This is a genomic window from Chitinophaga tropicalis, assembly GCF_009758205.1.
Taxonomy (GTDB): domain Bacteria; phylum Bacteroidota; class Bacteroidia; order Chitinophagales; family Chitinophagaceae; genus Chitinophaga; species Chitinophaga tropicalis.
On record NZ_WRXN01000011.1, the window covers coordinates 237,725 to 263,843 of the forward strand.

General features: G+C 46.2%; 16 protein-coding genes. 4 read left to right on the forward strand and 12 right to left on the reverse strand.

The window, feature by feature from the left end:
• Nucleotides 1–282: 282 nt before the first annotated feature.
• Nucleotides 283–1,122, reverse strand: coding sequence for an energy transducer TonB (locus tag GO493_RS22800; RefSeq protein WP_198315802.1), 840 nt, complete (start codon nt 1,120–1,122; stop codon nt 283–285).
• 703 nt (nt 1,123–1,825) lie between these two features.
• Between GO493_RS22800 and GO493_RS22805 the strand changes: the two genes are divergently transcribed.
• A complete protein-coding gene (locus tag GO493_RS22805) occupies nt 1,826–3,871 on the forward strand; it encodes a TonB-dependent receptor (RefSeq protein ID WP_157308537.1) in 2,046 nt (681 codons plus the stop codon).
• An 80-nt stretch (nt 3,872–3,951) separates the two neighbouring features.
• Here GO493_RS22805 and GO493_RS22810 read toward each other — a convergent pair whose 3' ends face one another.
• The 3 genes from GO493_RS22810 to GO493_RS22820 all read right to left on the reverse strand — a co-directional run bounded on the left by GO493_RS22810 (nt 3,952) and on the right by GO493_RS22820 (nt 7,870).
• On the reverse strand, nt 3,952–5,019 hold the full coding sequence (locus tag GO493_RS22810) for a UDP-glucose--hexose-1-phosphate uridylyltransferase (protein ID WP_157308538.1): 1,068 nt from the start codon (nt 5,017–5,019) through the stop codon (nt 3,952–3,954).
• A 111-nt stretch (nt 5,020–5,130) separates the two neighbouring features.
• Nucleotides 5,131–6,300 (reverse strand): galactokinase, encoded by a 1,170-nt coding sequence (gene galK, locus GO493_RS22815; RefSeq protein ID WP_317165459.1) that lies wholly within the window; start codon nt 6,298–6,300, stop codon nt 5,131–5,133.
• Between the two features lie 532 nt (nt 6,301–6,832).
• Complete coding sequence (locus tag GO493_RS22820; RefSeq protein WP_157308539.1) at nt 6,833–7,870, reverse strand: LacI family DNA-binding transcriptional regulator; 1,038 nt, start codon at nt 7,868–7,870, stop codon at nt 6,833–6,835.
• A gap of 144 nt (nt 7,871–8,014) precedes the next feature.
• Here GO493_RS22820 and GO493_RS22825 point away from each other — a divergent pair, with 144 nt between their 5' ends.
• Nucleotides 8,015–9,127 carry an acyltransferase family protein gene (locus GO493_RS22825; RefSeq protein WP_157308540.1) on the forward strand — a complete coding sequence of 371 codons (1,113 nt, stop codon included), beginning with the start codon at nt 8,015–8,017 and terminating at the stop codon, nt 9,125–9,127.
• Between the two features lie 80 nt (nt 9,128–9,207).
• Complete coding sequence (locus GO493_RS22830) at nt 9,208–9,993, forward strand: SDR family oxidoreductase (protein ID WP_157308541.1); 786 nt, start codon at nt 9,208–9,210, stop codon at nt 9,991–9,993.
• A gap of 155 nt (nt 9,994–10,148) precedes the next feature.
• On the opposite strand, the gene GO493_RS22835 is transcribed toward GO493_RS22830, so the two are convergent.
• From GO493_RS22835 to GO493_RS22855, 5 genes are all read right to left on the reverse strand, one after another.
• Nucleotides 10,149–11,582 carry a SusD/RagB family nutrient-binding outer membrane lipoprotein gene (locus GO493_RS22835; protein WP_157308542.1) on the reverse strand — a complete coding sequence of 478 codons (1,434 nt, stop codon included), beginning with the start codon at nt 11,580–11,582 and terminating at the stop codon, nt 10,149–10,151.
• A gap of 20 nt (nt 11,583–11,602) precedes the next feature.
• A complete protein-coding gene (locus GO493_RS22840; RefSeq protein WP_157308543.1) occupies nt 11,603–14,800 on the reverse strand; it encodes a SusC/RagA family TonB-linked outer membrane protein in 3,198 nt (1,065 codons plus the stop codon).
• A gap of 297 nt (nt 14,801–15,097) precedes the next feature.
• A complete protein-coding gene (locus tag GO493_RS22845; protein ID WP_157308544.1) occupies nt 15,098–15,841 on the reverse strand; it encodes a hypothetical protein in 744 nt (247 codons plus the stop codon).
• Nucleotides 15,842–15,856: 15 nt separating this feature from the next.
• The gene (locus GO493_RS22850) at nt 15,857–16,684 is read right to left on the reverse strand and encodes an N-acetylmuramoyl-L-alanine amidase (protein ID WP_157308545.1); all 828 of its coding nucleotides are present in this window, start codon (nt 16,682–16,684) and stop codon (nt 15,857–15,859) included.
• 88 nt (nt 16,685–16,772) lie between these two features.
• A complete protein-coding gene (locus tag GO493_RS22855) occupies nt 16,773–19,061 on the reverse strand; it encodes a GH92 family glycosyl hydrolase (protein WP_157308546.1) in 2,289 nt (762 codons plus the stop codon).
• A 350-nt stretch (nt 19,062–19,411) separates the two neighbouring features.
• On the opposite strand from GO493_RS22855, the gene GO493_RS22860 reads away from it, so the two are divergent.
• The gene (locus GO493_RS22860) at nt 19,412–20,968 is read left to right on the forward strand and encodes a S41 family peptidase (RefSeq protein WP_157308547.1); all 1,557 of its coding nucleotides are present in this window, start codon (nt 19,412–19,414) and stop codon (nt 20,966–20,968) included.
• Between the two features lie 242 nt (nt 20,969–21,210).
• Here GO493_RS22860 and GO493_RS22865 read toward each other — a convergent pair whose 3' ends face one another.
• From GO493_RS22865 to GO493_RS22875, 3 genes are read right to left on the reverse strand one after another with little or no spacing between them, the layout of a single operon-like run.
• A complete protein-coding gene (locus GO493_RS22865; protein ID WP_157308548.1) occupies nt 21,211–22,104 on the reverse strand; it encodes an aldo/keto reductase in 894 nt (297 codons plus the stop codon).
• 16 nt (nt 22,105–22,120) lie between these two features.
• Nucleotides 22,121–24,370, reverse strand: a complete 2,250-nt coding sequence (locus GO493_RS22870) for a DUF2357 domain-containing protein (protein ID WP_157308549.1) — start codon at nt 24,368–24,370, stop codon at nt 22,121–22,123.
• The gene (locus GO493_RS22875) at nt 24,367–26,025 is read right to left on the reverse strand and encodes an McrB family protein (protein ID WP_157308550.1); all 1,659 of its coding nucleotides are present in this window, start codon (nt 26,023–26,025) and stop codon (nt 24,367–24,369) included. Before GO493_RS22875 ends, GO493_RS22870 begins: the two co-directional genes overlap by 4 nt.
• Nucleotides 26,026–26,119 lie beyond the last annotated feature (94 nt).

Consider the following 26,119-nt stretch of genomic DNA (forward strand, 5'->3'; position numbering starts at 1 on the left):
TAATTTTCGTAATTTTTAATGATCCCTAGCTAACCGGGAGATAAAATTAGTATAAAATCCTCACAAACTAGAAATAGTTTAGCTGAATTCCGTTTTTTTTAGAGAATGTCAAATTTAACTCACTACATGCTAAAAAACTACAATGGGTTTTTATATAAATGTTAATAAATAAGGCCACGGAACAGGTCCGTGGCCTTTTGCATGTCCCCCCGTTTGTTGAGAGATAGTTGTGTTAAACAAGTAAAATGAATGAGTAAAAAATGGTCAGTATTGTTTCCTCTTTTAGTTTATCTGAAAGCCAATTGGCAAATTAAATCTGACACTTACAGACTGGCCATTCTGACGGCCGGGTATCCATTTAGGCATGGACTTTACCACACGAATAGCTTCCTGCTCCAGTCCTCCGCCTTTAGGAGCGCCTACAGTCTCCACATGACTGATCTTTCCTTCGTTGTCTATTACAAACTGCACAAATACTTTTCCTTCAATACCATTTTCTATAGCCATCTGCGGATAGTGTATATTCCTGCTGAGATATTTCCCTAAGGCCTCTTCTCCACCGGGAAATTTAGGCATGACCTCCACCCAGGTTAAAGGATCACTGTGCACCTCTGTCTTCGGAGGTTCTACAACCGGCCCGCTACCACCGGGAGTACCCACAAACGGATTGTTATCTGCACCGTTCGGATCACCAACAGCATTTACCACATCTATCCTCTTATTGAACATACTGTCTACCGGCAGCACTTCATCTTCAGGACGGACCTTATCATCTTCTACAATCTGCGGAGGGGTAACTCTAACGGATGAAGCGGCCGGCGGTGGAGGAGCGGAAGGAGGCGGAGGTGGCGGTGTTACAGGCTTTTCCGGCTCTTCAGTGAGCTGCTTCATTTCAGGTGTATCAAAAACTTCTACAATTCGTTTAGGCGTTTCCGCAGCCATCAGCTTATTATTCACTACATATCCGCCAATGATCACCAAAGCAATGGAAGCCGTGCCTACAATGGCATTGCGCACCCGCCTGTCTGCTGTTCTCCGGAGATCATATGCACCATAGTCTTTGTTACGTCCCTCAAAAAGAATGTCGAGAAAATCTGTTCTCTGGTTGTTCGTTGTATTCATGGGATAAACATTTACAATAGAGATGCAGGTGAAATATTTTTCCATAAGAGATTTTAAAAAATCTTTATGATCTCCTGTAAAAAGATAAGACCCGCATTGATACTGCGGGCCTTAATACCATGAAAAGGTAAAACTGTTTTTGGGGTAACGTACACCATTCCAGATTGATATCCGGCTTGGGATCACCTATTTGCTAAAGGAAGTATTCACTACTTTTCAGAGCATAACAATACCTGTTATGATAAATGACTTTTATAATGAAATAATGTAAGGAATATTTTCTGTGAGATAATGCCAGGGGAAGCGGGAGTATATTACATATAATTTACCACCAATAAATCTGCAATACACTTTCCCCGCCAACCAGACCGGCATTTTTATTTACAGCTTAAGCAAGCAAGAACTTTGTTAACACAAATGGTCACATTATGAAAACCACCACGTTGTTTATGCATGTGCATCTTATAAACAGTTTTTGATTTTTACGTGCTGAAAAAACTACTCTATTGGTGAGGCAGAGCATGGAGAGTATTCAGCATTTCTCTCCGGTGGTGGTAATTTCTAATAGTCTACTGATTCTGTAGACAAATATACAGCAACCATTTATATTTCCAAATTCATGATTGCATTTTTTTAAAAAAACATTTTTCCTGTCTGGAAGGAAATTACAATTAGCTTTGAATCATACAGAAGATATCTGATAATGATAAAACCTTTATTGACCTGTTGCCTCTTACCACTGGCATCTTTCGCACAATCCACCGCAGATACCACCCAGCTGCAGGAAGTAGTAGTACGGGCTTATCCCGGCAAACAATACTCCTTACTGCAGGTGCCTTCCAGCAGTGCTGTACTGACATCCCAACAGCTGCAGCTGCAACAGGGCGCCACTTTATTACCTGCACTGAATACAGTTCCTGGCGTACGCATGGAGGAACGGTCGCCCGGCAGTTACCGTCTCTCACTGAGAGGCAGCCTGTTACGCTCTCCTTTTGGCATACGCAATGTGAAGATATATATGGATGAGCTGCCCCTTACCGATGCAGGAGGTAATACATACCTGAACCTCACCGATCCCGGTGGCTTCCAGGCAATAGAAGTACTGAAAGGGCCCGATGGCAGCCAGTTTGGCGCCAACTCAGGAGGCGTGGTGCGGCTTCATCCTGCAGGCACACTGGCAGACAGCAATCATATCAAAGCAGATATACAGGGAGGCAGCTATGGCCTGTTCCATGAACAGGCCGGCTGGCAGCAGCAATGGGGCAATTACAGGTCAAACATTTACCAGGCATATCAACGCGCTGATGGCTACCGTACCAACAGCGCCCTTGAACGATATTATATACAGACCGTACAGCAATGGCAATATAATACACATAACCAGCTCAAACTGGTTGGCTTTTACAGTGACCTGGATTACCGTACTCCCGGCGGACTTACCGAGGCCCAGGCCATGGCAGATCCCAAAGCGGCAAGACCGGCAACGCCGGCATTACCCGGAGCCGTTACACAAAAGGCAGGCGTAAGGAATAAGACCGCCTTCGGCGGACTTGTACACACCTCCCGCTTTGCAGAACATTGGCAGCATGTAATAGCCGTATACGGTAGTAACACCCATTTTGAGAATCCCTTCATTACCAACTTCGAAGCAAGAGATGAGAATACCGCCGGCGTACGTACGTATATTACCCTGCAGGACCAACCCGTTGCCAACACCAATATCCGTTTAGACTGGACCACCGGCCTGGAATGGCAGCAAACCGGTACCGATATTGATAATTATGGCAACAACGCCGGTAAGAGAGATACCTTACAGGCAGCTAGTGATATTACCGCCAGGCAATATTTCTACTTTACCAGTATTACCCTGCGCCCGGGTAAACAATGGGTGGCAGAAGCAGCTTTAAGCCTCAACTATTACCGCTTCCGGTTCAATGATGCTGCTGCCGGCGGTAATGGCAGAAAACAGTTTGATGCAGAGCTCATGCCCCGCTTTTCCCTTTCCTATCTCATCACCCCCGAACTGGCCGCCCGCGCTACCGTGAGCAGAGGCTACTCCCCTCCCTCCATTGCGGAGGTCCGTCCGTCAGATAACATCATAAATACCAGCCTGCAGGCTGAAACCGGCTGGAACTATGAGACAGGCCTTCGTATGAACACCCGGAATAACCGTTACCAGGCAGATGCCACTCTATTCTATTATAAGCTGCAGAATGCCATTGTGCGCAACCTGCGCGATAATGGCAATGAATTCTTCAGCAATGCCGGAGGCACAAAACAGACCGGCATAGAATTACAGGCATCAGCCTGGCTGCTGCAACCCCGCAAAACCGCTTTCATCAGGGGGATAAAGCTGCAGGGCAGCTATACCTACAGCCATTTTGAATTCAGCGATTATACCAGCGCCGGTAAAGATTATTCGGGGAACGCGCTGACAGGCGTGCCCAGACATATTGCTACCGGTGGGCTGCTGCTGCAATTCCCGGCACATATTTCCCTTTACAGCCAGTATACCTTTACAGACAGGCTGCCCTTAAATGATGCCAATACCGCCTTTGCCAGACAATATCATTTGCTGCAATGCAAAGCCGGCTGGGATATTAATAACCGCTTTACACTCTATGCCGGCGCAGATAACCTGCTGGACCAGTTCTACAGCCTGGGGAATGATCTGAACGCCGTGGGATCGAGGTACTATAATCCCGCACCTGGAAGGAATTATTTTGGTGGTATAAGAATGATACTATAAAAAAAGAAAGAGGCCGCTCAACAGCAGCCCCTGCACATTTGAATCCAAAAAAAATATAAGTTAAATGAGATGAGTTAGCATTAAGCAAACACCTCCGCGGTTTTGTAATGCACTTCTGGCAACTCCCTTAAACGGGCGGCTGCATATTCAGGTGTAATATCACGCTGAGGATGTGCCAGCATCTCATATCCCACCATAAATTTCTTTACGGTAGCAGAGCGCAGCAACGGCGGATAGAAGTGCATATGCCAATGCCATTCAGAATGGTCTTCCCCATCGTTGAAAGGCATCTGGTGCATACCTGCAGAATAAGGGAAAGATGTCTGGAAAAGATTGTCATAACGGGTAGTGAGCCTTTTCAGGATATCTGCCAGACCATCTTTTTCCACGTCTGTGAACTGCATGATATGCTGTACATGCCTGCGGCTGATGATCATTGCTTCATAAGGCCATACTGCCCAGAAAGGCACTACTGCCACAAAATGTTCATTCTGCGCAATGATCCTTACTTCCTCTTTCAGTTCTTTTTCCAGGTAGGCAGACAACAGGCTGCGTCCATGCTGCTGAAAATAATTACGCTGCTGACGGGTCTCCTTCTCAATTTCCATCGGCACATCTTCAGAAGCCCATATCTGACCATGCGGGTGCGGATTGCTGCAGCCCATGATCTCCCCTTTATTTTCGAAGATCTGTATATACTTAATGTAAGGCACCGCTGCCAGAGACTTCAGCTCATTCTGCCACAGGTCTACTACCTTACGGATATCAGGCATTTCCATTTCAGGCAATGTAAGGTCATGACGGGGACTGAAACAGATTACCCGGCAAATACCTTTCTGAGAGCGTGCTACCAGCAGCCCGTCTTCATTGGCGCCGCCTGATGGCGTGTCATTCAGCAATGCGGAAAAATCGTTGGTAAAGGCAATAGGCCCGTCATAGGCAGCATTCTGTGTTCCATCAGCACGGTGATTGCCGGGACACAGATAACAATCTTCTACATAGGCGGGACGCTGCGCCAATCCAGGCGCCTCTACTTTTCCCTGCCAGGGACGTTTGGAACGATGAGGAGACACCAATACCCATTCACCTGTAAGGATATTCAGGCGGGTATGAGGATGTGCTGTTAGATCAAAGGTATGTTCTGACATTCTCTGAGAAACGTTTAAAATAAAGTGTCTGCATCAGCTTCTGAAAAAACTGCTTTCATTCAATGCTCCGGCAGTATTGCTCATGCAAACACTTTATTACTTATTCAATACTTAATTATTCACTAGATCATTCACGATGGTATGACAACCGTCTTCTATACTGGTTACATAAGCCTTTAACGGCGTTTTGAACTGCTGCTCATAACCGGCTGCTGCTTTCTCCAGTACGGCAGATACGGCAGATTTTTTCACGATGTTGATAGTACAGCCACCAAAGCCGCCCCCCATCATACGTGCACCCAGGATACCACTCTGTTTGCCGGCAAATTCTGCCAGCCAGTTCAGCTCAGGACAGCTTACATTATACAGCTTATCCAACCCTTCATGGGTAATGAACAGCTTTTTACCAAAAGCATCCAGGTCATTACGCTGCAGGTCCTCACAGGCGTCCTGTAAACGCTGTATTTCCTCTACTACGTACAGGCAACGGTTATAGGTAGTGGCGTTATGTTTCTTTACATATTCATCCAGCATCTCTACCGTTGCATCACGCAGGCTCTTTACATGGGAATGATGTTGCTGGATCAGCGCCACACCGGCCTCACACTCCGCACGGCGGGTATTATATTCTGAAGACGCCAGGGAGTGTTTTACCTGGGTATCCAGCAGCACAAGGCTTACATCATCAAAGTTGAACGGAATGTATTCATAATCCAGCGAGCCGCAATCCAGCTTTATCAGCTGTTGCTTTCTGCCAAACATACTTGCAAACTGGTCCATGATACCACAACGCACGCCCACAAACTGGTTTTCTGCCGCCTGCGCCAGCTTTACCATATCTATACGGTCTATTTCAAGGCTGAACAGCTCATTGAGCGCAAAAGCAGTAGCACATTCAAGAGCCGCTGACGATGAAAGACCGGCGCCCAAAGGCACATTACCACAGAAAGCACACTCAAAACCACCCAGCGTATATCCCCCCATCTGCAGCTGCTGAACAACCCCCAGCAGGTAATCAGGCCATTGCTGCGCCGTAGGCTTCAGCTGCTCCAGCGTACCCTGGTACTGGTCATTCACATCCAGCGCATGCAATACTATTTTGTTGTCATTGCGCTTTACTATCGCCATATAAATACCCTTGTCAATAGCAGCCGGCAATACAAAGCCGTTGTTATAATCCGTATGTTCCCCGATCAGGTTAATACGCCCCGCAGCCTTTACAATTACAGGCTCCTGGTCAAAGTGCTGCTGACAAAAAGCGTTCAGTTTTGCTTGCTCCACTGTTTTGAATTTTAAATGTGTTACGTGTTATATGTTTCATTTTTGTGGATAATGTCTGTGAGAAAGGAATAGTTGGCAACGATATTTTTTCGTGGAATTATTCATTTCTTTTTCATTTACGTAAACGATTACAATACTTCTCCTCAAAAACGTGTTCTTTCTATTTCCTGCCTAAAGCGGCTTTTTCACTTAATTCGTTGATAACTAGTTTTTTGTGTTAAAAAGAATGTGGAATAGACATTAAATGTAATCGTTTACTTTCAATTTTGCAAATTTCAGATGCTGGTGTAATTCATCCGTTCGAAATTTCCAGCTGGCTGTAAACTGTCCCATCTTTCGGAAAAATTGTCAGGATATTGGTCAAATGCTACGATACTATATGGATACCCCCACTTAAAGGCTACTATAAAGTATGGATAGTGTATGAACTGCGGTAGCTAAAGTGCGCCACATAAAGCCTGTAAAAACCGGCTAAAACCGGCAATCCCGGCAATTCCATACACTGAAATTATGGCAGTGTACGGTCCCTCTTTTACGATATTTTTCCTGAGCGTTGTGAGGACTGCCGGTACCGGGGTACAGGCTCCAGCACAATTTTAGACCTGGTCTGCACCCCTGTGCTCTCTCCATCAGCTATCAGCTCCATCAACAGGCGGAAAGCCTCCTTCCCCATCTGTACAGTTTGCTGATCTATACTGGAAAGACTTGGAGTTATATGTTCATCAAACGATTCATTAGCAAAGCCTATCACCCCAAATTCTGCCGGGATCTCTACCTTCTGGTCCTTCAGCTCCTTTACTGCCCCCAGGGCCGTAAAGTCCTCCACCGCAAAGACCGCGTCCGGCGGACTGGGCAACTGCAGGAGATGCTGGATAGCCTGGCGCCCGGCATCAATGGATACGTTACCGAAATACACCAGCTCATCTTCCACCGGTATACCATAAGCGGCCAGCGCCGCCTTATAGCCCTCCAGCCGGTCCTTGAATATCTTAAGATGCTGTTGCCCTGCAATATGGGCTATCCTTTTATATCCCTGCCTTATCAGGTGTTCCGTGGCATAATACGCGCCCTTATAGTCATCCACCACCACAGAAGGGATGTTCAGACTGTCATTGGCACGGTCAAAAAATACAAGCGGCACCCCCCTTTCCCTGATCTCCAGGTAGTGACTGAACTCCATTGTCTCTTTCGCTATCGAAGCCAGTATGCCATCTACCCGGGTGCTAAGGAAAGTTTCTATCCCCTTCTTTTCATACTCCGGCTGCTCATTTGACTGGTAGATCAATACATTATAACCATGCTGGTTAGCCATGCTTTCTATACCATGAACTACAGAACCGAAAAAGTTGATCTCCGCACTGGGAATGATCACACCAATAATATTGGTACGGCCCGACCGGAGCGACCAGGCAATCCTGTCCCGGCGGTAGTTCATACGCTCTGCCGCTTCCTGTACCATTTTACGTGTTTCTTCGCTGGTGCCTTTGCGGTTGTTAAGTGCCCGGGAAACAGTGGCGCCGGTTAAATTCAGCTCTTTCGCAATATCTGCTATGGTGACTTTGTTGTTCAATCAGTGGAACGTTTAGTACTAATGTATAAAAAAGCAATCTCTTTGAGCAATTTTTCACGCCCCATACCACTAAAAATTTCAAACCCATGCACTACCAGAATCCAAAACCGTTGTATTATATTTATAACAATCCAACTATAAATTATGCAAAAACCTACACCGCAACGTTTTCTGCCGCTGGACGTATTCAGGGGGCTAACGGTTTGCTTCATGATCATTGTGAATACACCGGGATGGGAGGACTCCTATTACATACTGACCCATGCAAAATGGAATGGCTGTACCCCTACAGACATGGTATTCCCCTCCTTCCTGTTTGCGGTAGGTAACGCCATGAGCTTCAGCATGCGCAAATTTGAGCAGATGGAAAGCAAAGCAGTACTGGCTAAGATCTTACGCCGTACAGTGCTCATTTTCCTGCTGGGCTACTTCATGTACTGGCTGCCTTTTGTCAGGCACACAGCTACCGGGTGGGAATTCATCCCTGTTGCAGAAACCCGCATACTCGGTGTTTTACAGCGTATTGCCCTCTGCTACTGCCTGGCCTCCCTGCTCATCTACTACCTGCCCAAAAAGGCCGTATGGATAGTAAGCGGCCTGCTCCTGGTTGGATACTGGATCATTATGTATGCTTCCGGAGACTATAGCCTGACCGGCAACGCAGCCCTGGCGGCAGATAAATTTGTTTTAGGAGATAAGCACCTTTATCACGGAGAAGGCATTCCTTTTGACCCCGAAGGCTTGCTGAGCACCCTGCCCGCTATCGTCAATGTCATTGCCGGTTATTATACCGGGCTTTATTTACAAAAAGCAGGAAGTACCGGCACCAGCCTTACACGACTATTACAGGCAGGATGCCTGCTCATAGCAGCAGCTCTGGTCTGGAACCTGGCATTCCCTATCAATAAGAAACTGTGGACCAGCTCCTACGTACTTTATACGGTAGGTATAGACCTGCTTATACTGGCTATCCTTAACTATGTAATAGACCATAAAAAACAGGTTAAATGGACCGGCTTTTTTACCGTATTCGGTAAAAACCCCCTGTTCCTTTACCTCCTGTCTGAAGTGCTTGTTATTTTCATGTACTTTATCCAGGTGAGCCAGATCAGCGTATACAGGTGGATTAATGTAAATATCTTCCAGCGGCTGGCCCCCGGCAAACCCGGATCGCTGTTATTTGCGTTAGTTTTTATGCTGCTTTGCTGGAGCGTAGGTAAAGTGCTGGACAAAAAACGTATATACGTGCGTGTATAATCCACATATGCACTATCTTAGCCTGGTGAAAACCAACGTGTTATTGCCCACCATTGAGTAATTAGTCATTAAGCAAGAGTATGGAACTTTCGTTAAAGGGAAAAACCGCTGTGATCTGTGGAAGCACACAAGGCATTGGATTAGCAACCGCAGCAGAGCTGGCGGCACTGGGAGCTGAGTGTATACTGGTGGCCAGGAACAGGGAAAGCCTGAAAGCGGCTGTAAGCAGCCTGTCTACAGAACAGCTGCAGGAACACTCCTATGTAGTGGCCGACTTCAGAGACACCCAACAGGTGGAAAATGCCATCAAAGAGATCACAGAAAAGAAAACAGTACATATACTGGTAAATAACACCGGCGGGCCCAAAGGTGGCCCCATCATGGAGGCAGAGATACATGAGTTCACAGATACCTTCCAGCAACACCTGGTCTGCAATCATATACTTGTCCAGGCAGTAATAGCAGGAATGACAGCGGCAGGATACGGACGTATTATCAATATTATTTCTGCTTCTGTAAAAGCGCCTCTCAGGAACCTGGGCGTTTCCAATACCGTACGCTGGTCTGTAGCTGCCTGGGCCAAAACACTGGCAGGAGAACTTGCACCCTACGGAATAACAGTAAATAATGTTCTGCCCGGTTCCACCAGTACAGCAAGACTACAAACACTGATAGAGAGCATAGCGGCCAAACGCAACGTACCTGTTGCCACTATTGAAGAAGAAATGATCCGGGAGATTCCCATGAAACGTTTCGCCGCCCCGAAAGAAGTGGCCGCTGCGGCCGCCTTCCTGGCTACGCCTGCAGCCAGCTATATAACCGGTACCAATATCTCTGTAGATGGCGGGAGAACACCCGTACTATAAATTTAAAGCCCGGTTCCGTGGAAACGGGACCGGGCCTATTCATCACTTTTTACTATTACAATTGAACAAGTGTGTATCTGATAATACAAAACTCATCATTCCACTGCAATTATATATAGCAAAAACGGAAAATGATTTACGCAAACGGGAAAACTCTATTCCTTATCAAACCAAAGGCGTGTAATAAGCTGGTCCGCCCCCTGATGAGCTACAGCCGCCTTATAATTCACCCCATTCAACGCCTGCTCTGAAGAAGGATAAGTTAACCTCAGCGGGCTCTTACCTCCCAGCACACCAGTATAAGCAGCAGGCAGCTTCGGATAATCCAGTCTGCGCCACTCTGCAAAACCAGCCAGGCCATCTCCAAACAACGCCAGCCACTTCTGGTCGCCTATAGATTGTTTATAGTTTGCAGCATTATATACAACAGAAGGCTGCAACAGGTAAGTTGCAACAGCAGCATCACTCACACCATATTGTTTCAGGGAAGCAGTAACAGCCGCCGCATACAGGGTAGCTGCATCCTCTCCTGCCAGCAAACCACGTTGTGCAGCTTCAGCCTTAATGAACAACAGCTCAGCATAACTGAACAACACCGCCGGGGCACTGGCAGCTGTAAATACAGCCCCCACATCTGAGGTCTTATTAAAGCCAAGACGGGAAGCAGAATCTGTAGGCAATCCGTTTGTTACACCTATGATCTTGTTGGTATCCCTCGGCATAGCAGCATAAATAGTAAGACGGGGATCATTCAACGCATTCAGCTTATCTACAACACTTTTACTGATCCTGTAGTCATTACGCGTTTCCCTGTTCTTTGCCACCGGGTTCTGATTGGGAGAAGCAAGATAGTTCAGCTTCACGTTCTCATCATTACTGGCTATCAGGTTACTGTTATCTGCTCCTATCTCGTCAAATACCGCTTTGGCAGCATCAAACTCCTGGTCTGCAATACGCAGCGCTATACGCAGACGCAGGGAATTGGCGAATTTCTTCCACTTAAGCAGATCACCGCGTAACAGTATATCACCTGCAATACCATCTGCAGAGGTATTGATAAGACCTGCAGCAGTTTTCAGTTCAGCCAGCAGGCCCAGGTAAATATCCCGCTGGTTATCGTATTGAGGGGTCAGGTATTTCTCAATATCAGCGGTCTGTTTGTAAGGCACATCTCCATACAGGTCTGTCAGCACCTGGAAGATCCAGCTGCGCATAATAATAGCTACAGCCTTGTAGTTAGGATTGTTCAGACTGTCACCCAACGCTGCCAGCGTAGTGAAATCTTCCACACCCTGCGCATAGAAGTTGTTCCACACGGTCTGTATACTGGTAGCAGCAGGAATATACCTGTCAGGATCAGTATACTGTATTTTAGCCCAGTATTGTACATACAGCAGGCTTGTTTCAAATGCCGCATCATTTCCCCAATAGGTATCCACGTTAGTTTTGATACCATTGGTCAACAGGTAGTCCGGTTGTACCGTCTCCGACTCATTAGGGTTCCTGTTGATTTTTTCCAGTTCTTTCTGGCAGCCGGTCAATATCAACCCCGCTCCTGCCAGCCAAAATATATACTTAAATAATTTCATTGTTGTCAGCATTAATGTGATTAGAAGGATACTTTCAGGTTCAGGCCCAGGCTACGTACAGTAGGGATCTGTAAGGTTTCAAGCCCCTGCCCGTTGCCCGTATTGAAAGCAGTTTCAGGATCTATGTTAGGCACCTTTTTATCAATATACCAGAGGTTACGCGCTGTTACAGTGATGTTCACATCCTGTAATCCCCAGCGGTGCGCCAGCTCCTGTGGCAGTGCATAACCCAGTTTTACTTCACGCAGTTTGATAAAGGATGCGCTGTAAACACTGCTTTCGTTCAGAGAGCTGCTGTATACCGCTTTGTAATAACGCTGCGCAGGCAGTATGGCATCATTCTGTTTACCATCGGCAGTTACACCATTGAAGATGATACCATCGTGATATACTGTTTCTCCGTTAGGCGCTGCTGCTGTATGGTTTTCCAGCTGTACAGGTTTTGACTGCTGGTTATTGCCGGCATAATAGTAAGGCAGGCCTCCGTGTTCTTCATCACGTCCGGGCAGACTGGCAGCCAGTACGCCGGTATAGATACCGGTATAGTTGGTGCCTGACCAGATAGAGCCACCCTGTCTTGTATCTATGAGGAAGCTGAGAGAGAAGCCCTTAAAGGAGAAAGCATTGTTGATGCTGCCGGTCCATTTGGGAGTATAATACCCAAGTACTTTTTTATTGTCATCAATTACCGGAGCGCCGGAAGCATTTACCAGTATCCTTCCCTGGTCGTCACGTTTATAGGCCTTACCATATAAAGCGCCATAACGTTTTCCTTTACTTGCCAGCACCTGCATGTTGCCGGAGCTTCCCAGCACATAATCATTCAGGAAACCTTCTTTATCCAGCTCTACCACTTTACTGATATTCTTTGCATAGTTAAGGTTCACATCCCAGCGGAAACCGGAAGCAGTAGATACCGGCGTAACGCCCAGCGTTACTTCCACACCATGGTTGTTGATCTTACCGGCATTCAGCAGTTTCTTCAGGTTGCCGGTAGTGGCGCTTACATCTGCCAGCAATATCTGGTTATAACTGCTGGAGGAATAATAAGTAACGTCAGTTCTGATACGGTTGTCGAAGAAGCTGGCTTCCAGACCTACCTCTGTCGCTTTTGTGATCTCAGGTTTGAGATCTTTTTTCAGGAATTTATCATTTACGGTGAGCAGCGGATTGTTATCGAACGGCTGACCAAAAGGATAAGTGTTGACCAGCTGGTAAGGATCAGTGTCTTTACCTACCTGCGCCCATCCACCACGGATCTTCAGTTGAGAAAGCACCCGGCTCTGGATATGCAATGCGTCACTTAATACCACGCTGGCATTTACAGAAGGATAGAAATAAGAGTTATTTCCTGCCGGCAATGTAGAAGACCAGTCATTACGCGCGGTCAGGTTCAGGAATGCATAATCCCTGAAACCCACCTGGGCGGAAGCGAATGTGCTGTATACTCTAAGGCGGGAGAAGTAGTTGGTGGAAATGAGCGGGTCCCTGGAGTTGTTCAGGGTATACACACCTTTTACCGCCAGCCTCGGCGCCTGCTGATAGTTGTTCTCATATTGATTGTTACGGATATTTCCTCCTATCAATCCATCTACAGAGAAGTCTGTATTCAGCTTCTTCTTTGCGTTCAGGGTGAACTCAGTATTGGTCTCTGTTACAGCATAGGCATCTTCAGTATAGGAACCGTATGGCGTACCATTGGTATAATATGCTACCTTGTATTTACGCCTGTCATTATAGGTATCTGTACCTACACGCAGGTTAGCAGAAAGCCAGTCAGTGATCTCGTAAGAAAGACGGGCGTTGCCAAAGAAACGGTTACGCTGCTGACCTACGGTATTTTCATTTTGTATCCAGTAAGGGTTGCTGTAGTAGCTATGGTTCCAGTTGAAGTCTGTACCATCAGGGTTCTTGTAGTTACGCAGCAGACGCGTATCTACCTGCCTGCCAAACCATATGAACTGCAGGGTAACACTGTTACCGCGACGGCCATCCACACCGGGCAGGTTATCTGCTTCAGCTTTTACGTAGTTGGCATAGGTGCTCAGCGTCAGTTTTGGCGCTATACGGTAAGTAGTATTAACGGCAAATGAATTGCGGGTAATACCGGTGTTAGGCAGTATGCCTGACTGTTTGGTATTGTTGAAAGAGAAACGGTAATCCAGCTTATCGTTGCTACCGGCTACAGACACGCCATTGTTGAAAGTAGAACCTGTTTCATAGAAGTCCTTCACGTTGTTGGGATGAGGTACAAAAGGCACTGCCTCTCCGTTAGAAAAGAACTGCGGAATAAGACGGCCATCCATCTTTGGTCCCCAGCTCTCATCTACACCATCGTTCAAACCACCGCCTTTACCGTCAACGTAAGAGAATTGTCCGCCGGAACCCTGTCCATACACATTCTGGAAAGAAGGCAATACCAGCAGGCTTTCAACAGAAGCGCTGGAATTAACTGTAATACCCAGGCCTTTAGCTCCGCGACCGGTCTTTGTTTTTATAACCAGCACGCCGGCAGAAGCACGTGAGCCATATAACGCCGCTGCGTTAGGTCCTTTCAGCACGTTCAGGGATTCGATATCGTCCGGGTTAACGTCTGCAATTGCGTTGGCAAAGTCACGGCCTGTACCTATACCCAGCTGGCTGTTATCTACCGGGATACCATCTATAATGAACAAGGGCTGGTTATTACCTGCGATAGAGGTTTCCCCCCTTATTATGATACGGGAAGAACCCAGGTTACCCTGGCTGTTGGTAACGGTCACACCGGCTATTTTACCTGCCAGCGCATTCACCAGGTTAGATTCCCTGGCTTCAGCAATATCTTTTGATTTCAGCTCCTGTACAGCATATCCCAGTGAACGCTTCTCACGGGAAATACCCAGTGCAGTTACCACTACTTCATTGAGCTTGCTTTCAGCGCTTTCCAGTGCAACGTTCAGCGCTTTACCATTACCTGCCACCTGCTCTACAGTAGTATATCCTATAAAAGAGAAGCGGAGGGTGTCTGTCGGACCGGCTGCAATAGAGAACTTACCATCAGCATCTGTCTGTGTGCCACGGTTAGTTCCTTTCACAGTTACAACAACACCAGGCACGCGTTGTGCATCAGAACGGGAAGTGACTACGCCGGAGACCCTGGTTTCCTGCGCCTGCACCGATTGCAGCCCGAAGAGCACTAACAGCAGTATTCCGGCTGCCCTTTGTAATTGTTTGATCATTGTATCAGATTTAGATATGAGAGTTGGAAGAATTTAACTGGCAAAAAAATCCCCATGCAGCTGTGTCCCACCAGCGGCTACAGAAAGTTGGTTCGTTTAAACTATCAGAATGAAGTTCTTACAAGGTGACTACTATCTACAGACAATACGCATTATTTGCATGGCTTTTTAAGTACAGGGGCAAAATTAACATACTTTTTAATAATCTACAAACCAAGTAGACTAAGTGGGCAAAATAATATTACGGGGTGTGCAAATAGTACTGATAGTCAACGGTAATGAATTTTCAGGGCCTGCCTATTTCGTATCTTCTTCCAGGAGACCGGCGTCTTTCAGCTGTTTTTTGATAGCGGGGTTATTGCCAAAAGCTGAAATAGGCTTTTTGAGATTAGTGGCTGTGAGAGATAATTTATTAAACTTATCATCGAAACCTTCGGCAAAGGCATTGCCGTAGATAAGGCCCATCCATGTCTGAAAGGGTTCATAACGTCCATACCCCCTATACTGCCAGAACTGGTCCATGCGGCTGGTAAAACCCTGCAGCCCCGCACTGAACTCTTCCTCTGTTACTTTAGTGATAGGCTGCTTTCTTTTCTGTTCATCCAACCTCTCTTTACGGTAAAGCGTAATGCTGAAATGGGTGCCGGTATCTTTTTTTATGGCAGCCATAACATCCTGCATGGTTTGATAACCATCATCTATTCCATCTGCACAATACATCTGCAATGAATCCTCTTTTTTAAAGTATTTGAATGTGGTACAGAAATACAGGTTATCGAACGACAGGTGAATGAAATAACTCCTGCCATTAGCGTTGATCCGTTTCACTTCAATTTTCTCTGCCACTTCTGTCTTCCCTGCAGCTCCTGCAAGCTTCAGCTGCCGGAAAGCAGGGTCCATTCTTTCTACCACCAGTTCCTCATCATCTATCTTAATGTGACATACAGACGCCTTCCCGGTGCTATACGTATACCAGTCGCCTTTCTGTGCAGCTGCCGGTATGGTCCATAAAATGAGCAGACAAAAAAACAGATTTTTCATAACGTTGATGATTGATTATTCACTCTGTTGCATAAGACTGAAAAGTATCTTCTTCTCCCCTTCATCCAGGTCAATACCGGTAGTGGAATCGGCAGGAATGAAATGTCTTTTGAATGCCCTGATAGCAGCAGCGCTATCCCTTGTATCATATCCTACCAGCCGTAGCGCCTGTTTGCTGTTAAAATCAGGAGGTAGTATAATAGCAGCTGTATCCTTGAACCAGAGCCCGAAACCTTTCTCCGCCAGCTGCTGCCAGGGAAAGTAGGCGCTGGGATCTACCTTACGTACAGGCGCAATATCAGCATGGCCAATAAAGTTGGCAGCAGGAATATTGTAACGGTGTTTCAGCGAATCCAGCAATACCAGCAGGCTATTGATCTGTTGAGGCTGGAAAGGCGTCAGTCCGTTATTATCCAGTTCAATACCTATTGAAACAGAGTTCATGTCCGTCACATTTCCCCATTTGGACACACCTGCGTGCCATGCCCTCAGGTAGTCATTCAGCATGTGATTGATAGCTCCGTCACTGCAGATCACGTAATGCGCGCTGACCTGTGTACGTGGCAGGGTGAACGTACGGAATGTAGTATCGCAGCTTCCCTGCGCCGTATGATGAATGATAACATAGTTAGGCTTGCGCATATTGAAATTGGTAGTACCTATCCATGAAGTAACAGCAGGTATTCCTGCCACTGGCACAGGCGCCGGGGTCTGTTTAATTACTTCAGCATATTGCTTTGCCTGCCTGCGGTACACCTTATTGGTTGCCGCATAGGGTTTGGGAGCACAGCTGCAAACGGTAACGGCTATCATCCAGAAAAGCCAGCGTGGTATCTGTTTCATTATCTTAAGTTAATGATTATCCGGTTTCAAAAAAAAACGCTTTTGCCATCAGGCAAAAGCGTTTTAAGTCAAGCTAAAAAAGAATAAATTATTTAAGCTCCTGGGAAAGAGAGTAAGGCACATCTTTATCGGCAGTACCCCTGTTCTTATTGGGAACAGCATCCATATCAAAAGTAACAGTGCCGCCTTTCAGCAGCTCATTATGCCCGAACCAGTTGTTGGTATACGGCTGCCCGTTCACTTTCACCGCTTTAACATAACGGTTGGTTTCGCTGTTAGCCGGAGCAGAGATTACCAGCTGTTTGCCGTTTTCCAATGTAACTGTGGTCTTTTTGAATAATGGCGCTCCTATTACATACTGCTGTGTACCCGGACAAACAGGATAGAAGCCCATTGCTGTAAATACATACCATGCAGAGGTCTGCCCGTTATCTTCATCACCACAGTAACCATCAGGCGTTGCAGAATAAAGACGGTTCATTACTTCCCTCAGCCAGTACTGGGTCTTCCATGGCTGCCCTGCATAATTATACAGGTAGATCATATGCTGAATAGGCTGATTACCATGCGCATACTGCCCCATGTTCATGATCTGCATTTCGCGGATCTCATGGATAGTGCCACCATAGTAACTGTCATCAAAATCAGGCGCCATAGAGAATACAGAATCCAGCATCCCTGTAAACTGCTGCTTGCCACCCATCAGGTTGATCAGGCCCTGAATGTCATGGAAAACAGACCAGGTATAATGCCAGCTGTTACCTTCTGTGAAGGCATCACCCCATTTGTAAGGATTGAAGGGCGACTGGAACTTACCGTCTTTGTTCTTACCCCGCATGAGTTTGGTCTCAGCATCAAATACATTACGATAGTTGCGCGCCTGTTTTGCAAAACGTTCTATTTCAGCGGCCGGACGCTTCAGCGCTTTAGCCAGCTGATAAATGGTGAAGTCATCATAGCTGTATTCCAGCGTACGCGCTGTATTCTCACGGATGTCCACATCATAAGGCACATAACCCAGCTCGTTGTAATATTTAACTCCTTTACGCCCTACAGATGTAAGCGGACCTTCATTATCTGCATTTTTGAGAATAGCCTCATAAGCAGTCTTAATGTCAAAACCGGTTACACCCTTCAGGTAAGCATCTGCTATAATGGAAGCCGAATTGGAACCTATCATACAATCACGGTGACCGGGACTGGCCCACTCAGGCAACCAGCCGCTTTCTTTATAAGCATTTACCAGCCCCTCCATGATATGCGCGTTCATAGAAGGATACATCAGGTTAAAGAAGGGAAAGGTAGCGCGGAAAGTATCCCAGAAACCATTGTCCGTAAACATGTAACCCGGCAGTACCTGGCCGTTGTAAGGGCTGTAATGCACTACTTTGCCCTGCGCATCATATTCATAGAACTTGCGGGGGAACAGCATGGTACGGTACAGGCAGGAATAAAAGGTCCTTACCTGTTCAGAAGTACCGCCTTCCACTTTAATACGGCTCAGTTCCTTATTCCACTCAGCTTTTGCCTTTCCTTTCACCACATCAAAACTGCTGCCGCCTATCTCCTTTTCCAGGTTCAGTGCAGCCTGCTCAGGGCTTATAAAGGAAGAAGCTACTTTTACATTCACTTTTTCACCTTTGATAGTAGCAAAGCCTATCACAGCGCCTACATGATTCTCCTGGGCTTCCGCCTGGTCTTTTGTCAGCTGACCGTTCTTCCAGGTAGCCACATAAGTAAAAGGCTTATCGAAAGTAAGTACAAAGTAGTTTTTGAAGTTAGCAGGTACGCCGCCGCTGTTTTTGGTGGTATAACCTACTATCTTACGCTCCGCCGGCAATACTTTAATATAAGAGCCTTTGTCCAGGGCGTCTATCACCACAAATGCGCTGTCAGTCTTAGGGAAGGTAAAACGGATAGCCGCTGCCCTTTCTGTAGGCGTGATCTCAGTGGTCACGTCATGATCCGCCAGGTAAACACTGTAATAATAAGGTTTGGAGATCTCTGCTTTGTGAGAGAACCAGCTGGCCCTGTCATCTTCCTTGAATTTCACCTTACCGGTTACAGGCATAATAGCAAACTGGCCATAATCATTGATCCACGGACTGGGCTGATGGGTCTGTTTAAAACCACGCAGCTTATCGGCATGATAGGTATAAGCCCAGCCATCTCCCATCTTGCCGGTTTGCGGCATCCAGAAATTCATACCCCAGGGGGTGGCTATAGCAGGATAGGTATTGCCGGTAGACAAAGAAACCTTTGAATCTGTACCCATGAGCGGGTTTACCCATTCTACCGGATCTGTGACGCTGTTCACAGTTTGCGCCTTCACCCAGCAGGATGCCAGCATGAGGGCGGAGAAAAATACTTTCTTCATGTTGAGACTATATGGAATTTTAGCGTAATAAGATCGTAAAAATAGCTTTTCAGACGAAAGATACCGGTTTATTTTATAAATGGTGAAAAGTATGACAGCAGTCAGGCTAAATTGTTTTAGCTAAACCGGATTTATGAGGTATATTCCCTTATAAAAAAATACAATATGTTAAAGACCGACTAAACTTTACCCCTGCTTTCGTAGTCAAACAGAACGGTGTGCCCTGTACGTTACACCCGATCGGTTATTTCAGTCATTTAACAGACAAAAAGCAGGTTTGTATTTTAAAATGTACCACCTGCGTTTCATCTGCCGTTACTTTAAAGATCATCATCTCTAAACCCGATATTATGAATAAACAATTTACGTTCGTAGTCAAAGTGGCAGTAATAGGCGCACTCTGCAGCAGCGTATTTTCTGCATGCAAAAAGGATAGCAAGAAGGCCGACAATACCACAACGACGTCAAATACCCTCACTTCCGATGAAGATTCCCTGAAATACCTCATGTACCGCACTATGCAGGTGACCTATGTAGATGGTGGCAGGGACAAAACAACAGATCTTCCCACCTATTACTGGTACAGCCAGGTACCGGTGCTTGACCCGTCCAGCAGTACCTATTCTACTGCCGATGCCCTCCTGGAAACCATGAAAGGCTATTCTACCGGTACAGGCAGCACAGTACTTGACCGTTACAGCTTCCTGGACCGTGATAGTTCCCTTTCCAGCTCCCTGCAGGACGGGGTATCTGAATTTGGCGGCAAAATAAGTGCAACAGGCAACTTCGGAATGGAAGTAAGCTACGCTTCTGATGGCAGCAAGACCTACCTGTATATCCTTTATGCAGATAAAAACTCTCCTGCCGGCGTACAGGGACTGACCCGCGGAGACCAGATCACGGCTATTAACGGAGATACCGCTATTTCATACGATGGCTCTTCCGGCACCAAGACCACCAAAGTGATCAATGCCATCTATAACTCTTCTTCCGTAACGCTGAAAGTGACCAAAGCACGCACCAATGCGTCCGCTACTTATTCGCTTCAGTCAGGATCGTATAATATCAACCCGGTATTGTTTGACACCACCTATACAGTAAACGGGCAGAAGGTTGGTTACTTTGTATTCTATACCTTCACCAGCCCATACAACTCAAAAGGTGCGGCCACGCTGACAAAAACAACGCTGGATGCCCTGTTCAGCAAATTTAAATCGGCCGGGATCACTAACCTGATAGTAGATCTGCGGTATAACGGTGGTGGTTCCGTTACTACGGCAGAATACCTGGATAGTGCTATTGCACCAGCTTCCGCTGCCGGTAAACCAATGTATTACTACCTCTACAATGATAAACTTACCGCCAATCTCAACGATGTAGGGCTGGAGGCCAGCGTAAACTTCCCTTCCGCAACAGGAGGCCTGTCGCTCAGCAATGTTTTCTTCATCACTTCCGGCAGTACGGCATCCGCCAGTGAACTGACGCTGAACAATCTGAAGCCTTACATGAACGTGAAGCTGGTGGGTAGCACCACTTACGGTAAACCCGTAGGTTTCATCACCTTCACCATTTCTGAATATGACAGCAACCACCAGGAAAAATACCTGGCTGACCTTTATGCCATCAACTTTGCCACTGAGAATGCCAATCACTCCGGCGGATATTACACCGGTATTACCCCTGACCAGACAGCATCTGATTATATTAATGTACCCTGGGGTAATACCAACGATGATCATCTTGACCAGATACTCAACTATATCAGTACCGGTAGCTTTGCCCGCACAGCTGCCAGTGAGCGTCTAGCTACACAGGGCAGCAGTACGCAACGTGCGTCAATGCCAACGTCCATCGTATCTCCGAAATTTAACGGGATGGTGGATTATCGTATACGTATGAAGAAATAGGTAGTAGAGAACTGCTCAAAAAGAAATGCTTTTGCCTTCGGCAAAAGCATTTCTTTTTGAGGGAGAGGCCTGCGGCCGGCTTTTTAAGAAGATTTAAAAAAGATTTCTCCGGTTCTTAAGAGAGAAATAAAGAGCTTACCTGAAATATTTTTTGCAGGGCTGTGACCTGCGGCCGGCTTCTAAGAAGAAGTAAAGAGATTGCCTGAGATAATTTTTTGAGGGAGATGGCTGATGGCCGGCTTTTAACGGTGCTGATCATATTTATTTGCTTTCAGCACATTTCCCAATGAACTTATTTCTCCTGCCGTAAGCAGTGGAGTATCAGATACTGCGGCTGCTTCTTCTAATTGCGCCGGTGTTCTTATACCGGTTACAGCAGAAGCCACTACCGGCGGAGCAAGTACGAAACGTAAAGCCGTCTGGGAGGCTGACCGGTCTTTCCCTGATAAAGCTTTCACCGCTGCTGCCGCCCTTGCCACTTCTTCTGCAGCATAACTGAGAAATGCTGCAGGCTCCTTCCCTGCCAGCATTCCTTTTGCAATTCCTCCCCTTGCCAGCACACTGATATTATGCTCCTGTAATAACGGGAAACAGGATTCTTCCGGACGCCTGTCCACCAGGCTGTACTGCATCATCACACTTACAATACCGGAGCGGGCTACATATTCCCTGATCACATTGGGCCTGATACTGGAAATCCCATAGTAACGGATCTTGCCCTGCTGCTTCAATTCCTCAAACAACGCAATGATATCGTCTATAGGATCTTCCAGGGTACCGCCATGCAACTGGTACAGATCTATATAATCAGTTTGCAGCCTCCTGAGACTGTCTTCCAGCGCTTTCCTGAGATACTCCGGGCGTGGGTTCCAGTTCCAGCTGCCATCACTGTTCCACTGGTTGCCGGCTTTAGTGGCGATCAACGCTTCAGCACGTTTTCCTTTCAAAGCGTTTCCCAGCTGCTTTTCATTTTCTCCCTGCTGGTAAAGATCTGCCGTGTCAAAAAAGTTGATGCCCAGCTCCAGCGCACGATGAATAAGCTGTGCGTTAGCAGTGCTGTCTGTACCTAAAGACATGCAGCCAAAGCTGATCTCGCTTACCTTGAGGGTTGATTTGCCGAGGATGTTGTATTTCATGCAACTAAGATAAGATTCATTTCGGGGCTATGCGTTGTTCCGGAATGGTAATAATATGCTCGTCTTTAGGATTCAAAAGGTGCTTCAATGTAGTGAAGCGCTTGTTGTTAATACGTCCCTTCACCTTATAACATCCGTTCAATATTTCCTTGCGTTCCAGTTTCAGCACCATACATTTCCGTGTATTGTTCTCAAACAACGGATGATCCGGAGCAAAGGCTTCTTTCCGTGACTTCCAGTAATGTCCGGATATCTCATAAAAGCAGGAAATACCCTGCCCTTCTATATATGGGGCAAAATAACGGACAGCGCCATCCCCGATATGCTGAATAAAATCCTTATACACGAACTGCTCCGCCTCTCCATTCAGCAGGTAGTTGATCATAGCAGTATCCGTGGCTCCAATGAATGCAATAAATACAACCCCTTCACCAGGTTGCAGCTTCTCTCCGTGTGCAACCAGCATATCATCAATCACATCATCCGCTTTTTGTAATTGATGTTCAATATAGTAGCGCAACGCCATTTCTCCATCTTCATCTCCCGGGCGGAGCGCTAATCCGCCTGTGTTGGTTGTTTCCCACGCATATTCAAGTTTTTGCCGCAGTTGCTCCTTCGTACCTTTGCCCGGATAGAATACATAGGCGCCCATCCAGTCTTTTCTGAGAGCGGGAGCCTGCTTTCCCGGATGTTCTCCGGAATAGATCTTATCCCTGAGATAACTCATATTTTTAAGGTCTTCCAGCCACGGCTCATCAGGTGCTTCCTTCAGGTTTGCAGATGCTGCGTACTGATAGCTGGCGTTAAAGATCGAGGTATATGCTATTTTCCGCGGGCAATCCGCCCTTCTTATCCGGAGCACAATATCAGGCGTTATGATCAGGGCATCTTCCTTTCTTCTTTTTCTCAGATCATAACTTAGCTCATGAAACAATTCAACTATGTTTCCATTCTTCGCTTTAAAAACAACTCCTGCATTCATTTCCCTGCATTGCCTTTCTTTCAGTTGCACAGAAAACAGTTCAGGCACCTTTTCGATCCTGACAGGAGCGCCAAGGCATATTCTCAATATTCTCTCTATCCGGAAGAAACACCAGATCCTGTACAAATAGCTGATGTCACGCAGCTCCATGCGGAAAATACCTTCAAAGAGGCTATATGCTTTTTTTAAATACGTCCACTCTCTTACCAGGTCTGCATATGCAGAACGTTCTGCTATCACGGAGGAAAGCTGCGCTAACTCATTAAATTCTCCCACCTGCCGGAAGAATGGGTGATGCCGCATCTCAGACAGTACCCGGCTTACAAAATCCAGCTGTGCTTTAAATTCAACTGTCATTCTTTTACCTGCAATATCTTTCCTGACAGCGTTATAGATCGGCTCAAATTTGCAGGAAATATCTTCCAGTATATGTTTGACCAGCCTGCTCTCTTTATTATCTTCTGTTGCTTTAAATACCTGGACAGGCAGGAATTTAGCTGGTTCTCCTTCATACCTGATAGCCCTTTCAGCTATCAGCGTATCTCCGCTCCAGGCCCCTTCCTGCTGCTGGTACAGGTAAACAGAAGCCATGCTCTTATACGGGTCTGCCAGGATAGCTCTCAGGTTCTGCAATAACCGGGTATATATATTCCCGAATATTATCCACCACAAAAAATCGTCGGTCTGCCCGGAAAGGCTGTCAAAAGGCACAGAAGTTCTCCTTAAATAGTCTAATACCAGCCTTGGATAACCTTTTTCTATCCCTTTTACTATTATGGGGAAATCCGTTTTAAAATCCAGCTTTACCGGGAATACATCGAACCTGAATATTGCTGTTTGCTGAACAGTACCTCTGCGGTAAGATAATGCCAGGTCAAAAGTTCCAATGTCATTATTGAAGAAAAGTGTACCTGAAAGAAAATACTTTTCTTCATCTGTTACGGTAAGAGTAAATGATTGTTTAATTTCTTTAGACCGGGAATAAATGATTGGTTCAACAATATCTTCAGCAAACTCAATAACAAATTTATAATACCTGTCTTCGAAGAAAAGAGGCAGCGCCGGCGTATTCAGATGCCCTGCCTGCAAACCCGGCTGGTCCGGGTGCCAGATGTCAAACTGTTGCACAGGCCCGGTCAGTTCATATGTTGTTGTAAAATTTATACGGCTGTGATTCTTCTTTGCTGTCCGGAACGTTCTTTCAAATGTTTCATCGTCCTGGGAAGGGCGGAATATAGATACATGCAATTTGAAATCACGGTGCTTTATTCCTAGTATTTTCATGATTGCCAATATGAAGTATATCCCCAGTTATTCAGCCGCCATTGCATTTTCTCCAGTTTACCATAACTCCCGGGAAATTTGTTATAAACTTTCTGCATTAGCTTCTTTATGATCTCTCCGCACTTTGCTTCGCTGCCTTCTATACGCGATAGTATCTTCATCAGAAGCATCTCGTCCAGGCATGTGTTCAGCCAATCCCCATGTTGTTCACTGCTGCCGGCAATTTCCGCGTTATAGGCGCAATATGCCAGTATTTCATCTCTTACACGATACGCTATCCTGAAAGGAGAATGCTCCAGTACTTCATTAATAGCTTTTAACTCATCGATGATCCGTTTTCCCACAGTAACATTTTTGTGATAAGCATCATATCCGCCAGGTAAACGGTCCAGTAAAAAGCCCGGAGCAATAAATTCTGAAGGATACTCCCAGCTTTGAGAATATTCAAGCAGCCCGTCTTCCATATCCACAATATCCATTTCAATGGTCATTGCCCTGTCCAGCACTTTCCTGCTGAATGTATGGGTGGTTTCGTCCATGTTTACCGTACCTATTACTATAAGATTTGGCGGGAGTGTGATGCCATACTTCAGGAACTGCCGGCGTAATACTGGATCTGTATCAAGCTCCAGCTGTGACCAGAAAGCATTGTCCGCTTCAGCATAACGACGTATGTCTTCTTTGCTGATAAAGGCATCAGAGTTCATGCTGTCATTATCATACCTGCGGGTTTCAAGCAGGCTCAGATATTCCGCAAAGTATCTTTCCACAGGGGCCAGATTCATTTCATCCAGGCATAGGAAGAAAGGAACGTCTTTATATTTCCATGCCTTTATCAGGAAACGGATGAAAGCAGATGACACATATTTTAATATTCCTCCTAACTGTGTAGGATGCCCTAACAGTTCAGTTGAATCATGCCAGTTGGATTTTACTTTCAGCAACTCAAAATTGCCGGGGCAGTGTTTATATCGCAGGCTTTTCTCCGTACAGGTCCGGTAAGCCAGTGTTCTGACAAGCCGGGACTTGCCTGTTCCACTTACACCTGCAAGTATCAGGAATGGCTTGGTTTTAATTGCCATAAGCACTTTACGCTGTGCATCCTGGAAACTGATGTTGCTTAACAAGCTGGTTTTCTTCTCTGAAAAATTCCCCTCTCCGGGAGATAGCTTTTCCTGTAACAACATCCTGCAATATTTCAGTTCATCATGCCCCTGCCCGTTATTGAATATCTTCATGAGATCATCTGTTCTCAGTATGCGCTTATTGTCCGGTTTGATACCAGGCTTCCATATATCTGCCCGCTGGCTGCGGCCCAGCGGGGCCTGCCATTTCCACTCTTCTGGCACCCGCCTGCGTTCAAGTATATCCAGACGTACAAAATCCGGTCCTATGGAAGAACTGTGTACCTGGTTATTGTAATGGAACCTCCAAATGTCAGAACCCTTATCATACTTCCCTGATACTTTCTCCTCACTCAATACTACACGCAGCGCTTCCCCTTTCCAGCGGTTTATGAAATAAAAACGCGCTCCGGGCTTGTCCCTGGAGAATCTTTTCTGATTCCAGAAAATATATTGTTTATCAGCAGAAAGCAATCCACTGTAATTGGGAAGCATATTATTTTTGATATCTATAATGCCTGAATGTTCCATTGTGTTAGTGGTTTTAAACTTATTTATTCCCCGGGGTTGTATACAGGTGCAATGTAGGAAGAAAAGTCAAACAAACAATATAACTGATTGAAAT